14 protein-coding genes are annotated in these 13,844 nt (G+C 63.7%); all 14 read right to left on the bottom strand.

Annotation, left to right across the window (positions count from 1 at the left end):
- The 14 genes from DMP08_RS10155 to DMP08_RS10090 all read right to left on the bottom strand — a co-directional run bounded on the left by DMP08_RS10155 (position 1) and on the right by DMP08_RS10090 (position 13,516).
- On the bottom strand, positions 1-1,392 hold the full coding sequence (locus DMP08_RS10155; RefSeq protein ID WP_123192796.1) for an amino acid ABC transporter permease: 1,392 nt from the start codon (positions 1,390-1,392) through the stop codon (positions 1-3).
- 41 nt (positions 1,393-1,433) lie between these two features.
- A complete protein-coding gene (locus DMP08_RS10150) occupies positions 1,434-2,234 on the bottom strand; it encodes an ABC transporter substrate-binding protein (protein WP_123192777.1) in 801 nt (266 codons plus the stop codon).
- Between the two features lie 238 nt (positions 2,235-2,472).
- Positions 2,473-3,264, bottom strand: a complete 792-nt coding sequence (phnPP, locus tag DMP08_RS10145) for a phosphoribosyl 1,2-cyclic phosphate 1,2-diphosphodiesterase (RefSeq protein ID WP_123192776.1) — start codon at positions 3,262-3,264, stop codon at positions 2,473-2,475.
- The gene (locus DMP08_RS10140) at positions 3,261-4,019 is read right to left on the bottom strand and encodes a phosphonate C-P lyase system protein PhnL (RefSeq protein ID WP_244596929.1); all 759 of its coding nucleotides are present in this window, start codon (positions 4,017-4,019) and stop codon (positions 3,261-3,263) included. Before DMP08_RS10140 ends, phnPP begins: the two co-directional genes overlap by 4 nt.
- Before the next feature lies 1 nt (position 4,020).
- Positions 4,021-5,376 carry an alpha-D-ribose 1-methylphosphonate 5-triphosphate diphosphatase gene (locus tag DMP08_RS10135; protein ID WP_123192775.1) on the bottom strand — a complete coding sequence of 452 codons (1,356 nt, stop codon included), beginning with the start codon at positions 5,374-5,376 and terminating at the stop codon, positions 4,021-4,023.
- A 256-nt stretch (positions 5,377-5,632) separates the two neighbouring features.
- Entirely contained in the window at positions 5,633-6,493 is an 861-nt protein-coding gene (locus DMP08_RS10130; RefSeq protein ID WP_123192774.1) for an ATP-binding cassette domain-containing protein, read from the bottom strand.
- Entirely contained in the window at positions 6,486-7,493 is a 1,008-nt protein-coding gene (locus DMP08_RS10125) for an alpha-D-ribose 1-methylphosphonate 5-phosphate C-P-lyase PhnJ (RefSeq protein WP_123192773.1), read from the bottom strand. Before DMP08_RS10125 ends, DMP08_RS10130 begins: the two co-directional genes overlap by 8 nt.
- Positions 7,477-8,631 carry a carbon-phosphorus lyase complex subunit PhnI gene (locus tag DMP08_RS10120; RefSeq protein ID WP_123192772.1) on the bottom strand — a complete coding sequence of 385 codons (1,155 nt, stop codon included), beginning with the start codon at positions 8,629-8,631 and terminating at the stop codon, positions 7,477-7,479. The genes DMP08_RS10125 and DMP08_RS10120 overlap by 17 nt, the downstream gene beginning before the upstream one ends.
- Positions 8,632-9,285: a phosphonate C-P lyase system protein PhnH gene (gene phnH, locus DMP08_RS10115; RefSeq protein ID WP_123192771.1), complete on the bottom strand. Its 654-nt coding sequence runs from the start codon at positions 9,283-9,285 to the stop codon at positions 8,632-8,634.
- Positions 9,282-9,731 (bottom strand): phosphonate C-P lyase system protein PhnG, encoded by a 450-nt coding sequence (gene phnG / locus DMP08_RS10110; RefSeq protein ID WP_244596928.1) that lies wholly within the window; start codon positions 9,729-9,731, stop codon positions 9,282-9,284. Before phnG ends, phnH begins: the two co-directional genes overlap by 4 nt.
- A 59-nt stretch (positions 9,732-9,790) precedes the next feature.
- Complete coding sequence (locus DMP08_RS10105) at positions 9,791-10,654, bottom strand: PhnE/PtxC family ABC transporter permease (RefSeq protein ID WP_123192769.1); 864 nt, start codon at positions 10,652-10,654, stop codon at positions 9,791-9,793.
- Positions 10,651-11,520 carry a PhnE/PtxC family ABC transporter permease gene (locus tag DMP08_RS10100; protein WP_123192768.1) on the bottom strand — a complete coding sequence of 290 codons (870 nt, stop codon included), beginning with the start codon at positions 11,518-11,520 and terminating at the stop codon, positions 10,651-10,653. Before DMP08_RS10100 ends, DMP08_RS10105 begins: the two co-directional genes overlap by 4 nt.
- Positions 11,517-12,428 carry a phosphonate ABC transporter ATP-binding protein gene (gene phnC / locus DMP08_RS10095; protein WP_123192767.1) on the bottom strand — a complete coding sequence of 304 codons (912 nt, stop codon included), beginning with the start codon at positions 12,426-12,428 and terminating at the stop codon, positions 11,517-11,519. The genes DMP08_RS10100 and phnC overlap by 4 nt, the downstream gene beginning before the upstream one ends.
- Positions 12,428-13,516: a phosphate/phosphite/phosphonate ABC transporter substrate-binding protein gene (locus DMP08_RS10090; protein ID WP_123192766.1), complete on the bottom strand. Its 1,089-nt coding sequence runs from the start codon at positions 13,514-13,516 to the stop codon at positions 12,428-12,430. The genes phnC and DMP08_RS10090 overlap by 1 nt, the downstream gene beginning before the upstream one ends.
- Between the last annotated feature and the right edge of the window lie 328 nt (positions 13,517-13,844).

Here is a 13,844-nt window from a genome sequence, read left to right as displayed (position 1 = left end):
TTAATGGCCCAGTCGACCGCTCGGCGAGGGGTCGTCCCCCAACGCGCCCGGCCCGGCGAACGTTTCGGACATGCGGATGCTGCGCGCCACGGCAGCATCGGAATCGGGCAGGATGGAATCGGTCGGATTGCTGCCCAACCCCGCATGCGAGTCCTTCTTGCGCTTTTTGCGGCCGCCCGCCATGCGCTGCTCCATCGAGTTGATGAACTTCGTCATGGGAATGGTCACGATCAGGTAGAAGCCTGCGGCCACGATGTAGGGCGTTACGTTGCCCGTGGCGGCCGTGATGGTCTTCGAGTACATCATGATCTCCATGACGCCCACCGCAGCCAAGAGCGAGGTATCTTTGTACATGAGAATGAACTCGCTGGTCATGGTGGGAATAACGCGACGGATGGTCTGCGGGATGATCACGTAGAACATGGTCTGCGCGCCGTTCATGCCCAACGAGCGCGCCGCTTCGAACTGGCCGGTGTTGATGGATTGTATGCCCGCGCGGAATATCTCGGCCAAATAGGCGCTCGAGTTCAGCACCAGCACGATGGCTCCCAGCACGAACAGGTCCATCTTGATGCCGAGCAGCGGCAAGCCGAAGAACGCGATGTAGATCTGCAGGAACAGCGGGGTGCCGCGCACGACGTTGATGTACGTTGCGCCGATGGCGCGCGGAATACGGCTTTTGGCCATGCGGAGGAACGACCACATCAGACCGAAGGGAATGGACAGCGGGAAGCTGACCACCACCAAGGCAAGCGCCACGAGCCATCCGGAGAACACGGTGGGGATCGACGTCACCACGATGGTGGGGTCGAAGAACAGGTGCAGGAACTTGTTGGAGTTCCACGCCTTCACCCATTCCTGCTGGCCGAGCCAGCTGGACAGCTGATCGGCCGGGGACGTGCTGACCACGTCGAAGGTCTTATCGGTTGCAGGCATATCGTGCTGCTGCCCATCGGCCGTGTTGTAACTGCCGGCCAACCCGAACGTACCGCCCTCGCCCGGCAGCAAGGTGCGGTTGCACTCCACCATGACAAGCGAGCCGGCGGGGGTGGGATCGGGGAACGCGACGGTCACCTGCGTGCCGTTCACCGCAGCCTGAGCCGCCACATCCAGACGATCGAGCCCGTTCATGACCGTGACCTTCACGTTGTCGGCCTCGACCGTGGAGCCTGCCGGCAGGTCGATGACCACCTGGGACAAAGATTCGCCTTCGGCGGTCTGACCCTGCCAGGTTACGCGCGTGGGCGTGGCACCGAGCACCTGCGAGCCGTCAGCGTCGTTGGGCTGGGCGCTCCAACGCTGTGTCTCTAACGCCTGCGCGCACAGGGGCTGGGCCAACGAAACGGCAAGTGCCGCAGCGGCCAACACCACTGCGACACGAGCAATGTGCATTTTTGCACCGTTGATGATGTTCATAATGCGAGCAGATCAGACTACTTGAGCCACTTGGCAACAAGCTCGTCATACGTGCCGTTGTCCCGCACGGCCTTGAGTGCTTCGTTGAGATCCTTCGTCAGCTGGGGATTCTCCTTGCTCACCGCGATAGCGTACTGCTCGCCCGTGGGAATCTCCTTGATGACCTGGCAGTCGGAGTACGCCTTGACGTAGTAGTTGGCAACGGGCAGGTCAACGGAGATAGCATCGATCTGACCGGAGTCAAGAGCGGCGAACACGGCCGTCATCTCGTCATACGCGGTCACTTCGGCGCCCTTGATGTTCTCGGCGGCCCATTCGTAGCCGGTCGTGCCGGACTGAGCGCCGATCTTCTTGCCCTCAAGCTGGGACACCTCGGTGATGCCCGAATCCTTGCGCACCGTGAGGCTCTGGTTCACGTCGCAGTACGAATCGGTGAAATCGACCTGCTGCAGGCGCTTGTCGGTGATGGTGAACGAAGAAACGCCCACATCGGCCTTGCCGCCAGCTTGGATGAGCGGGACGATGGTGTCGAACTTGGTGGAAGGCAGATACTCGCACTCAAGACCCATCTCCTGGGCAAGCGCGTTCATGAGCTCCACCGCGAAGCCCTCGGGCTTGTCGCCGTTCAGGTTCTCGAACGGAGGGAAGTCGAGCGAGGCGGCAACGGTGAGCTTGCCATCGTTGACCAGCTTGACGCCGCCATCCGAACCGGCCGCGTTCGAAGCGCCGCCCTGGTCGCCCGACGAGCAACCGAACAGCGCCATCGTTGCCGCCAGCATGCCGGCGATCGCGACGAGACTCCATTTCTTGATATTCATGTTTCTCCCCTTTCCACAATGTTCGCTCTTTCCGAACATGCGCATATAGATGCAGTTGCACCACTATACGGCTCCGAGCGCTTTTTATCAAAGAACTATGCGTCCGAAGGTGGACGGGCAGGACATGATGGCCCCCGAGCGGTCGAATCGGGAGGTTTTTCGGTTTAGCGCACTAAAGCGATGGAGCGCTTGGGAAACGGCGGGGACGCCCCTGGGCCACAAGCGGCGGGCGCGGCGGCTAGGCGGCAGGGATGCGAAAGCCCACGTACGGGATCCCGCCGAACCGGCCATGGTAATCCGACCCGCCCGTGCATGCCAATCCGTAGCGTTCGGCCACGTGCGCACAGCGCGCATGATCGATGGGGGTATGGTCGGGATGAAACCGCTCGATGCCTCCCAGGCCGCATTCCACGAGCGCCGGGACCATATCGTAGCTGCCCAGCTGACCGGGATGCGCCAAAACGGCCAGCCCTCCGTCCTCCACGATGGCCGTCACGGCGTCGCGCGCATCCACGTACGCGATGTCGCGATCGCAGATGCCGCCGTTCTTGAACAGGCTTCGATACAGAGCGCGATAGGCGGCGGACACGTAGGGCTCGTCGGTGAGCGCCGCCATGATGTGCTGCTTGTACAGCGCCGTGGAAGCGCATCCCAGCGCAAGCGCCGCCGCCACGTCAACGCGATAGCCGGCCGACACCAACCGATCCAGCTGCCAGAGCGAATTCGCGTTGCGGCGCTCGAGCGTGGGCGCGCACAGAGCCTCCACCGCAGGCGCCCCTTCGCGCAGACCCAAGCCCAGCACATGCACCTTGCGCATGCGCTCGAAATCGTACGCGCTTACCTCCACGCCGCCCACCACGCGCACGTCCAGGCGATCGCCCAGCGAAAAAGCCTGGTCGAGCCCTCGCGTGGTGTCGTGGTTCGTGAACGCCACGCGCCCGATGCCGCGCTGGCGCGCCTGTTCGAGGACTTCCTCGAACGTGTCCGAGCCGTCCGAGACGGTGGTATGCACATGGAGATCTTCGATCACGCCATCATCCCTTCCTGCATGTTGAACTCATGATCGCACAACCCTTCCATGAATTCGAGGTCGTGGAAAATGCCGAGCATGGTGGTTCCCTCGGCCTTGAGCTGCTGGATAAGATCGCGCACCTTCAGCTTCGATGCGTTGTCGAGCGACGCCGTGGGCTCGTCGAGCAACAGCAGCCGGGGACGCTTGATCATGGCAGCTGCAATGTTGAGCCGCAGCTTCTCGCCTCCCGAGAACGTGCGCGGATACAGTTCCCACAGCTCTTCGTCCAGGTCGAAGTGGCGAAGCATCCGTTCGGTTTCCGACTCCGCCCGCTCGCGCTCGGCGGCGCCATAGGCCTCCAGCGCGCTTCTCAGCACGATGTCGCGCGCGGTTTGGCGCGGCAGGGCGTTCAGGAATTGGGACACGTAGCCCAACTCAAAGGAACGCAGGTACAGCATCTGGCGCTGCGTGGCCTGGGCGATGTCCACCAGGCCGAAGCGCGCGGAGTCGTACAGGATGCGCCCCCGCTCGGGGAGGTTCGTGCGCCAGATGCAGCGCAAGATGGTGGACTTCCCGCTGCCGCTGCGGCCGGTGATGCCCACGAACTGGCCGGGGGCGATGGAGAACGTGACGTCCTGGCACCCTTGGATCCGCCGATCCACCCGATGAAGCAGAAACGACTTCGACAAGCCCTCGATCTGGAGCAAGGGGGCTGCAAGAACCCCCTGGGCGGCCGCGCAACGCTGCTGGCCGTCGGAACGCTCGGCGACCATGCTACATCACCTCGACGCACGCGGCGCGGGGCGCGCGAACGGCCTTGTCGCACACGGCAAGGTCCCGTCCGTACCCACACGGCTGGTCGGGATAATGCGAGCGGAACACGGAATGGCCGCCCACGAACGCGCGCGTGACCACCGGCATGGTGCGCCTGCTCGCGCCTTGCGCCGGCGCTCCCGAAGAGCGGACGGCGGGCTCTCCGCAGGAGATCTCGCGCACCAGCAAGATGTCCGCGCGCTTGCCCACGGCAAGGGAGCCCACCTCGTCCGCGATGCCCGCAGCCTTTGCGGGGTTGATGCTGACCAGCGAAAACGCCCGCGCGATATCCAGCCCGCAGCAATCGCGCAGCGTGAACACGGCATCGAGCAGCGCCGCCGGATAGTAGTCGCTGCACAGCACGTCGATCGCGCCGGCCTGCACGGCCTCGCGCGCGCTCAGATTGCCCGAATGGCTGTGGCCCAGCATGACGTTGGGCGCCCCGGCGATCGTGTGCATGCCGCGCGCCCGCGCCTCGCGCGCGACGTCGAGCGAAATGGGGAACTCGGAGATGGTGGCCTCCAAACCGTCCATGAAGGCGAGCTTCTCCGCGCTGTCGTCATCGTGCGAGGCAATGGACACGCCGCGCTCGCGCGCGATGGACGCCAAGGCGGTGATCTGGGCGTACGTCATTTTCTGGCTTTCCTGCTGCTGGCGGACGATGTCGCGCACCTCTTCGTCGGAAACGTCGCGGTATCCCTTGAGCGTATCGCCGAACACCAGCAGATCGCGGTACTGGCCTTGGCCGGGGGTATGGTCCATGAACGACACCAGATCAACCTTGCCCGAACGCAGGAACTCCTCGATGTCGTCGTACAGATCCACCGAGTCCAGCTCCACGCGCATGTGCAGGCGGTGGCGAATGAGGTGGTCGCGCTCCTCGCCGGCGCGCAGGGCCGCCACGCGGTCGATGAGCGCGCTCACGTTTCCGAAATCGCGAATGGGCTTATGGTCGAAGATGTGCGCCCCGTACACCGAAAGCGAATGGAAGATGGTGGTCACGCCGTGCGACACCAGCTCGCGGTCGGCCTTGTACAACGACGTGCTCAAATCCATGACCACGCTGGGGCGCGGCGAGGCCACGTTTTCCACGTAGTCCGAATGGATGTCGATGAGTCCGGGGGCCACGTACGCGCCGCGTGCATCGACCACGGGAAGCACCCCGACGACGGAATCGGGCTGTGCGTCGAAATCCGACACGCTCGAAGGCTCGATGGAGGCGATGCGCCCATCGATCACGACAACGTCGTGATCGGGCAGCACGCGATCGGCGCACACCACCGTGCCGCCGCGGATGATGCAAGAGCTGTTGTCCATGGGGAGGAATCCTTTCGGGAGTTGGTCGGGCAGGAGCGAAGCGACCTGCCCATGCCGCCGCCAGGCGGCATGTGGGGCGTGCTGGTTGGCGTAGTAAGTCAGCGAGGGGGCTTGCGGTGCTCGAGATTGGCGCGAAGGCTCGAGGAAGCGTGCTTTTGCACGCGACGAGAGCCTGGAGCGCCAAGATCGGGTGCCGGAAGCGCCCGCAGCGTCGGGCGGTTCCGGAGGTCGGCAGACCGCCGGAACCCGCTGCTCGTCAGAGCAGCGAATAAACCAGCTGCTGGGTGTAGGCATGCTGGGGGTCTTCGAGGATCTGATCGGTCAGGCCGCTTTCGATGACGCGACCGTCCAGCATCACCAGCGTGCGATCGGCCAGCATGCGGATAACGCCCAGATCGTGGCTGACCACCAGCATGCTCACGTTGAAGTCGCGTCTGATCTGCTGGATAAGATCGAGCACGGCGGCCTGCACGGACAGGTCGAGCCCCGTGGTCACCTCGTCGAGCAACAGGATGGGCGGGTTGTTGGACAGGGCCTTCGCAATCTGGACGCGTTGCTGCATGCCGCCGGAAAAATTACGCGGAGGCTCCACCGCCCGCGTCTGCGGTATGTTCACACGTTCCAGCAAATCCTCGCCCCGTGCCCGCATGGCTCCCACGCTACGGCTTCCTGCGGCTATCATCTGCTCGGCGATATTGGACAAACTGGAAAAGTCCATCCGCAGCCCCAGGTACGGATTCTGGTACACCATGCCGAACACCGTGTTCCGAATAGCCCGGCGCTGCTGCGACGACAGATCGAACAGGTTGGCCGCACCGCCGTCGTACGGCAGCGCGCGAACGTCGCCCGACGTTGCCTCTTCGTCGAAGAACAGGCATTTCATGAACGTGGACTTTCCACTGCCCGATTCGCCCACCACGCCCACGATCTCGGCGGGAAACACGTCCAAGCTCACGTCCCGCACCGCATGCACCGTGCCGCAGCGCGGGCACACGTTGCGCTCGAGCTGCGCCGACGCATCCAGGCAATACGAGCAACCGGAACCGAACCGCTTCGACAGGTGCCGCACCGACAAGCTGGGCGTTTCGCCTGCGCCGAATTGCCGTGCATCAAGCATGGGTCGCTCCTTCCAAAGAATCGCTGGTCGTTCGCAAAGTCAGCGAGGGGTCTTCCGGTGCCGAAGATTGCGGGGAGAGCCCGACGAAGCGTGCTTTTGCACGCGAGGAGGGTTCGGAGCCGCAAGATTCGGTGCCGGAAGGCGCCGCAGCGTCGGGCGGGTTCGTCGGCTGGCAAGCCGACGAAGCGCAATATGCGGTGTCGTTGCACTGATAGAACACGGCGCCGGTTTCCTCGTCCACCAGTTCGTCCAAGTACACGTCCCGAGCGCCGCACAAGCGGCACTGCTTGCCGTCGAAGCGCTCCACCGCGAAGGGATAGTCCTCGAAATCCAAGGGAGCAACGTTCGTGTAAGGAGGCACCGCGTATATCTTCTTCTCGCGGCCCGCGCCCAACAAGGTCAGATGATCGGTCTGGTGGAGCTTCATATTGTCGAAACGAGGAATGGGAGACGGGGCCATGACGTAGCGACCGTGCACGAGCACGGGATGATCGGCGCCCGTCGTGGTCATGTTGAAGCGCACGATTTGGTCGAACAGCTCCAACCACGCTCCCGTGTAATCGGCCTCCGCATGCAAGCGCCGGGTGACGGCCTCGCTCGGCTCGAAGCCGCGCAACGGCTCGGGCGTGGGCACCTGGAGAACCAGCACCTGGTCTGCGCGCAACGGCTGCTCGGGAATGCGATGGCGCGACTGCACCAACGTGGCCTCTTCGGTAGCATCGGTGACCTCGACGTCGGTGGTATCGGCCACCAGCTTCTTGATGTTGACGGCGTTCACGCTGTCGTCCGACCCCTGGTCGATCACCTTGAGCACGTCGCTGCGCCCGATCAGGCTGAGCGTGATCTGCAAGCCGCCCGTGCCCCACCCGCGCCCGATAGGCATCTCGCGCGATGCGAAGGGCACCTGATAACCGGGAATGGACACGCCTTTGATGATCGCGCGGCGGATCTCGCGCTTCGACGCCTCGTCGAAAAACGCGTAATTATAGCGCTGCTGCATCGGCGGGCTCCTTCCCTTCCTCGCGCGTGCCGCGCACGCTCGACAGCTTCGATTGGAACGTGACGTAATGCGGCAGCTTGAGATGCGAGATGAAACCCGTAGCCTCCACGCCGTCCACGTGGTACAAAACGAACTCCTCGTCTTCGGTGGGATAGCGCGCATCGCCCAACTCCAGGCAACGATCGAGCACGCTCATGGCGATGGCCTTCGTCTCGGCGCGCCCGATCACGCAGCCGTAGCCCACGGCCAAAGACAAGCCGGCCGAGCGGTTCGCAGCCTCGTCCTCATGGGACATGAACACGCTTTCCACTTCGGTGACGGGAACCGATCCCAGGTAATACGCGTCTTCGGCGCCGCCCGCCTCCAACGGGTGATCGACCGACACCGCGACCGCGCCCCGACGCAGCTCTCCCACCGTAGGGTGCGCGGGACCGAAGCCGCGGATGGCCGCGTACCCCAGCGCCTCGACGGCTTGCGTCATGCCGCGCGCAAGCGTTTGCAGGCGCACGGAACGCGGCGCGGGAAACGTAAGGGGGACCATAGTGGCGTCAATCGGCGGGGTGTCATCGCGCCGCACGGGCTCGACCAGGCCTTCGCCGCGCAGGTAGTCCAAAACGCGCGGAAGCGCCGCGGAGGATGCGTCGTCAACGGCCGAAGCGGCAGCTGCGGCGCAGGCATCCTCGTCGAAATGACGCAACAGCGCCGCGCGTTTTTCCGCAAGGGCCTCCTCGTCTTCGACCTCCAGATCGAACGCGAGCAACCGATGGCTGTAATCGCGCGTGGCACCGAGGATCTGTCCCCCTGGAACGTCCTTGAACGCAGCCGAAACCCGGCGGTTCGCGCGCATGCGGCTCGTATCGATGGGCCGCGAAATGTACGGGCGCTCCAGCGTCGAACGAAACGCGCGCAGCAGAAACACCGCCTCGTCGGGCGATCCTTGCGCCTGCTTGAGCGCAAGCGCCGCCAAGCGCGGGGCGTACAGCGACGCCTCGCCCATCACCTGGTCGACCAACTCGGGAAACATGCCCTCTATCTGGTCGGTTCCCCACGCCGCCGAAGATCCGACGCGTTCAAGCTCAAGCAGTTTGAGACTTTCCTCGATAGCCTTGCCGCCGCCGCGAACCGCAACGTATCCCATTTAGAGCACCTCCTTCGCAGCGGGCACGGCAGCCCATGCCACGCGCGAACTGCGGGGGACGGCCACCATGTTGCCCGCAGGATCAACAAGCACTATCTCCACGCCGCACGGAAACTCGTCCTTGCGAGCCTCGCGGACCTCCGCCCAGCCGATGCGGTCGACGGCAAAGCGGTTCACGTCCCGCACGCCCGGCCCGCGCACCTCGACGGCGAACATCGCCGGATCGGTTCGCTCGCACGCAGCGGCGGATCCCACGATGCGCGTGCAGCCCATGAGCAGAGTGGCCCCCTTCTCCGGAGCCATCAGCGTTCCGCAGCACGACTCCAGCACGGCTTCGGCCGCCATGCTCGCATCCGCGCGGGCCGGCACGATGACGAACGCGGCATCGCGAACGGAAGCGCGGGATGCATGCGATTCGCCAGCGACGTACGCAGCCAGGGCGTCCGGCTCCACATCGGCCACGGCGAACGTCACCGCCTGGTCCACGAACAACCGCACGACCGATTCGAGCGCAGCGCACAACGCCGCCGGACGCGCAGGGTTGTCGGGCGCGACCTCGATGCGATGAACGGTGCCCGGGTACGCGAACGCGTCCAGCACGCTGCGAAATGTCTCCTGCATGCGATGCAGGTCCGCATCCTCCCTTATCATCATGCTTCCACCTCCATGGTCGAGAAATCAACGCGCGTCGCGGCAGCGCGGCGCGCATCGGCCGCATCTCGCTCGGCAATGCGAGCAAGTTCGCCGACGAGCCGCGGCTCCCAACGCCGAGCGCGCGCCGCTCCCCCTTCGCCGGAAAACGCCGCATCCACCACGGCCAGCTCGTAGGCGCGACACCGGTCGCTTCCCAGAACCAATCCCAGGCCGACGGCGTCCCCTATGCGTACGCGGCACGACGTTGCCAGCGCTTCGCCCAGATAGAACAGGGCTCCTTGCGCCGTTTCGCGCACCTGCATCATCACCAGCTCTTCGCGAGGATCGTCGAGCACGACGATGGCGCCCGGCGCCTCGTCGCGCTCGATCTCGCATACGATTGCCCGCATCAGCGCAGGATCTCCCTCCACAAGGGCACGCGTGCGTTCGTATCGCTTCAAAGTCACAACGTTCCTTTCATCGCAATCTGAATCCCAACCACCACAAACCCCTCCGCACGCGAAGCTCATCGCTGCACGATATAGCGCTTCCGCAGCTTCGTGGCCACCACCTCCAGCACCACGGCCACCGCCAAGCACAGGTACACGATCAGCCCCACTTCATGGATGTTGTAGTAAAAGCTTCCCGCCAAGAACAGCTGGTAGCCGATGCCGCCCGCACCCGCCACGGCCCCCACGGCCACCGCGTTCACGAAGTTGATCTCGAAGCGGATAAACGTCCACGAGAGCATTTCGTTCACCTTCTCGGGCACCACGCCCCGAAACACCACCTGCCACCACGAAGCGCCGCTTGCGCGCAACGCCTCCAGCACGCCGGCGTCCACCTCTTCGAAGCTTTCCGAATACGCTTTCACCAGGTACGCCACGCTGTGAAACAGCAGGCCGGTAACCGCCGCCTCGGGACCCAGGCCGATAGCCACCGAGAACACGAGCACCCATAAAATGGTGGGGACGGCGCGCGCCACGCTCATGAACACTTTGATGACGTTGCTCACGGCTTTGCTCGATAGGTTCGACGCCGCCAAAAGCCCCAGCACGAACGCGATCACCGCGCCTATGAACGTCGTGAGCAGCGCCAGCGCCAACGACACGAACAAGCCCTCCATCACCTCGGGCAGCGTGAAGTGCCCGCCAAGGCCCGGCTGCAGCATCATCATGAAGAAATCCTCGACGGCGGCAGCCATCGCGGCGAAGAACGGCACTTTGCCGTAATTCATGGTCGCCAACGCAAACGCGGTCACTACGGCCAGAATGCTCAAAACCGCGCACAGAGCCACGTTCGACGCAGTCGGCACGTGAACCTTGATCTTGCCCGATCGCGCAACGCGCGCACTCGAAGGCACAGCCGCCTCATCGGCGTTGCGCATCATATGATCTTCCTCCTCACGTAGTTCGACGTGAGCTCGCAGGCAACGACCGCCAAAATGATCAGCAAGATAACCAAACCGGCGATGTCGTAACGAAAGCTCTTGTAGTACACGTCGAACACGAAGCCGATGCCCGTTCCCGTCAAAAGACCGATGAGCGTCGCATCGCGGATGTTCGTCTCGATCATGTACAGCACCCAGCTCATAACCGACGTGATGCTCATGGGGATGACGGCCTGGGCCACGATCTGCCCGTAACTGGCTCCCGCGGCGCGCAACGCTTCCACGGGACCGGAGCCCATTTCGTCGACGCTCTCCAGAAAACACCTGGTCAAGTAGCCGAAACTGGTCAAGAACAGCGCGAAGAAGCCCGTGAACTCGCTTTGCTTGAACGAGAACAGCAAGATGAACGCCCAGGCAACCACCGGAATATTGCGAAACAACGATGCAACGGCCCGTACCGCGAAGGAAACCGGGCCGCCTATCCCCACCGAGCGAGAGCCGAGAACCGCGCATGCGTACGCTAGAATCGCCGCCGTGCAGCTTGACGCGATCGAAGCGAGCACGGTCGACCCCAGTGCGGGCAGGATGGCGTCCAGCTTCTGAAGGGACGAAACGGACGGAACGAACTGCGTGGCCATCCATACGAACCCACCGGGAACGTCAAGCGCCGCCCGAACGAAATCGAATCCCACATACGTGCCCGACAGCGCTCCGAGTGCAACGAACACCGCCGCCGCGGCAACAAGGGACACCGTGCGGCGCAGGAAGAAAGATCCGTCGTACTGGCCGCGCGGCGCGGCGTCTCGCCTCCGCAGTTTCGCCCGCGCCGCCGCAACGGGCGCGAGCCCCATAACACGATCGGTCATGCAGCCTCTCCCGTCGACTCGTCGGACAAGGGCTGCGGCTTTCCGTCCGCATGCAGCGCTTCGCCGCATGCGGATTCATCCTCTTCGCCCGAATCGTAAATGTCCGCGATGATCTCCTCGGTCAGATCGTCGGGAGAGCCATCGAACACCAGCTGGCCTTTCTTGAGGGCCACGATGCGGTCGGAGAACTCGCACGCGAAATCCACCTGGTGCAGGTTGACCAGGCAGGCAACGCCCAGTTCGTCGGCAGCCCATCGCAAGTGCTCCATAACGGTGCGGGACGACTTCGGATCCAGGCTGGCAATGGGCTCGTCGGCCAGCATGAGCAATGGGTCCTGCACCAGCGCGCGGGCGATCCCCACGCGCTGCTTCTGCCCTCCGGACAGCTGGTCGGTGCGCGTATAAGCGAAATCCGCCAAGCCCACCTGATCGAGAATCTCGAACGCGCGGCGCTTTTCTTCCTCGCTGAACAGGCCCAGCATGCCCGCAAGCGTAGACTTGTAGCCCAAGCGACCCTGCAACACGTTCTCGATGGCGGTGGCGCGATACACCAGGTTGTAGTGCTGGAACACCATCGCGATGCGGCGGCGGCACGCGCGGAGTTCGCGGCCTCGCACGCCCGTCACGTCCCGACCGTCGAACAGGACCGACCCTTGCGTAGGATCGATCAGCCGGTTCACGCACCGCAGCAGCGTGGACTTGCCCGCGCCCGAGCATCCGATGATGCTGACGAACTCCCCGGGGGCCAAGGAAAGCGATACCCCGTCGAGCGCCTTGGACCAACCGTCATAGCTTTTCGTCACGCCGCGCAGGTCAAGCAGGCTGTCGGGTCGATGCTTCTGCCTCCCAGGCGAAGCATCCGCCGACGCGGGCGCCCCCGACGCAGTGGATACGCGCACGTCGAGCATTACTCCGCCCCGCCCAGCTTGCGGATCGGCTCGTACCACGCATCGTCGGTCTTAATGAAGCGAGTCTTCTCAGATTCCTTTTTGAACAGTCCCTTTGCGCTCTTGTCTTCAGGATCGATAAAGATCTGCTTGTTGCCGGCAACCGCATCGGAGCAGAAGTACTCGACGATCTTCGTGCGATCGTCATCAGAAATCGCCTCTTCGTTGAAGCAGATGGGCGAGTTCAGAACCGGCGTGAGCGCGATGATGGTGAAGCTTTTGCCGCGCACCGTGTCCATGGGGGCCTCGGCGTTGTCCTTCGCCTTGTACACGGCGCCGATGCTGTTGGGCTCGCCGGATACGAGGTCAAGGTACATGTCCACGTCAACGTCGTCGAACGCCGCCGCCTCGGCGTCGCCCGAAAGCAAGTTCACCACCGAGCCCACGTGCGAGTTGCCGAACAGCACTTCGCTGAAGAACTTGCCGGCCTCCAGCAGCTGATCGGATCCATCCAGGCCGAACTCCTTCACAATGCCGCTCGACGGAACCTTGAACCCCGAAGTGGACGTGGCCGACACGAACGAGAAGGACTTGCCCTTGATGCCCTCGATGGAATAGCCGCTTCCCTTCTTGTACTGCTCGGCATCTTCGGTGCGCACGCAGATGCGGCTGTAGTAGCAAGCCCCTTCAAGGCCGCCGTCCTTGTCGCTGTTGGTGAACGCAGCCTGCACCTTGGGATTCTTCTTGTTGGCCTGCACGTAGCCCTCGGGCCCCAAAAGGGCCATTTGAGCTTTGCCCGAAGCGATGGACTCGATGGCCACGTTGTAATCCGTGGTGGTAAGCAGCTTCGCCTCGCGCCCGCAAGCCGCCGTGATGGCCGCGCCGATAGCTTCGCGCGAGGAGGTCATGTCAGCCGAAGAGTTGTCGGGCAGCCACACCATGGTGATAGGCTCAGCGGAGGACCCGCCGTCGGTCTGCGACTCGGAGGAGCCTGCCGCCGCGCCGCTTCCACCAGCCGTGCAGCCCGTCATCGCGCCGAACATGCCCGCCATCGCAAGCGCTGCGCCGCCCACTACGAATTGGCGCCTGCTCAGAAACCCGTCTGCCATGCTTTCTTCCTTTCGCGATTCCGACACGTGCGCGTCGGACGGTTTCGTTGTTGCGCGCATCGGATCTCCGGTGCGCGCAATCAATCGTACGGAAGAGAGGTAAAAGGCACTTCAGGCGCAGGTAAAGAAGCTCCCAAGTTCAAGCAAGGGAGTTGTCAGATCCGGGCAAAGAGCCCGTAAAGAAACATGCGAGGGAAACGCTCAGCAAAACTTCCCGTATCAAGAAGGCGCCGCCCGCTTCGCGAAGGGCGAGTCCTCGCGCCGACGTCCTAGGCGCCGCCGATGCCCGCACAGGAAAGCGAGAGGTTTGGGGTTCGGGGCTGGGGGT

Source organism: Paraeggerthella hongkongensis (assembly GCF_003726035.1).
In the GTDB taxonomy this organism is placed as follows: domain Bacteria; phylum Actinomycetota; class Coriobacteriia; order Coriobacteriales; family Eggerthellaceae; genus Paraeggerthella; species Paraeggerthella hongkongensis.
The sequence above is the reverse complement of the archived record's forward strand: the minus strand, read 5'-3'. Positions and strand labels throughout refer to the sequence as shown.

Bases quoted from the DNA above. Each gene is read 5' to 3' on its own strand.
- DMP08_RS10125 (WP_123192773.1), bottom strand. From the start codon at position 7,493: ATGCAGCAGCGCTATAATTACGCGTTTTTCGACGAGGCGTCGAAGCGC.
- DMP08_RS10090 (WP_123192766.1), bottom strand. From the start codon at position 13,516: ATGGCAGACGGGTTTCTGAGCAGGCGCCAATTCGTAGTGGGCGGCGCA.
- DMP08_RS10135 (WP_123192775.1), bottom strand. From the start codon at position 5,376: ATGGACAACAGCTCTTGCATCATCCGCGGCGGCACGGTGGTGTGCGCC.
- DMP08_RS10100 (WP_123192768.1), bottom strand. From the start codon at position 11,520: ATGACCGATCGTGTTATGGGGCTCGCGCCCGTTGCGGCGGCGCGGGCG.
- DMP08_RS10140 (WP_244596929.1), bottom strand. From the start codon at position 4,019: ATGGTCGCCGAGCGTTCCGACGGCCAGCAGCGTTGCGCGGCCGCCCAG.
- DMP08_RS10155 (WP_123192796.1), bottom strand. From the start codon at position 1,392: ATGCACATTGCTCGTGTCGCAGTGGTGTTGGCCGCTGCGGCACTTGCC.
- DMP08_RS10105 (WP_123192769.1), bottom strand. From the start codon at position 10,654: ATGATGCGCAACGCCGATGAGGCGGCTGTGCCTTCGAGTGCGCGCGTT.
- DMP08_RS10150 (WP_123192777.1), bottom strand. From the start codon at position 2,234: ATGAATATCAAGAAATGGAGTCTCGTCGCGATCGCCGGCATGCTGGCG.
- phnC (WP_123192767.1), bottom strand. From the start codon at position 12,428: ATGCTCGACGTGCGCGTATCCACTGCGTCGGGGGCGCCCGCGTCGGCG.
- DMP08_RS10130 (WP_123192774.1), bottom strand. From the start codon at position 6,493: ATGCTTGATGCACGGCAATTCGGCGCAGGCGAAACGCCCAGCTTGTCG.
- phnH (WP_123192771.1), bottom strand. From the start codon at position 9,285: ATGATGATAAGGGAGGATGCGGACCTGCATCGCATGCAGGAGACATTT.
- DMP08_RS10120 (WP_123192772.1), bottom strand. From the start codon at position 8,631: ATGGGATACGTTGCGGTTCGCGGCGGCGGCAAGGCTATCGAGGAAAGT.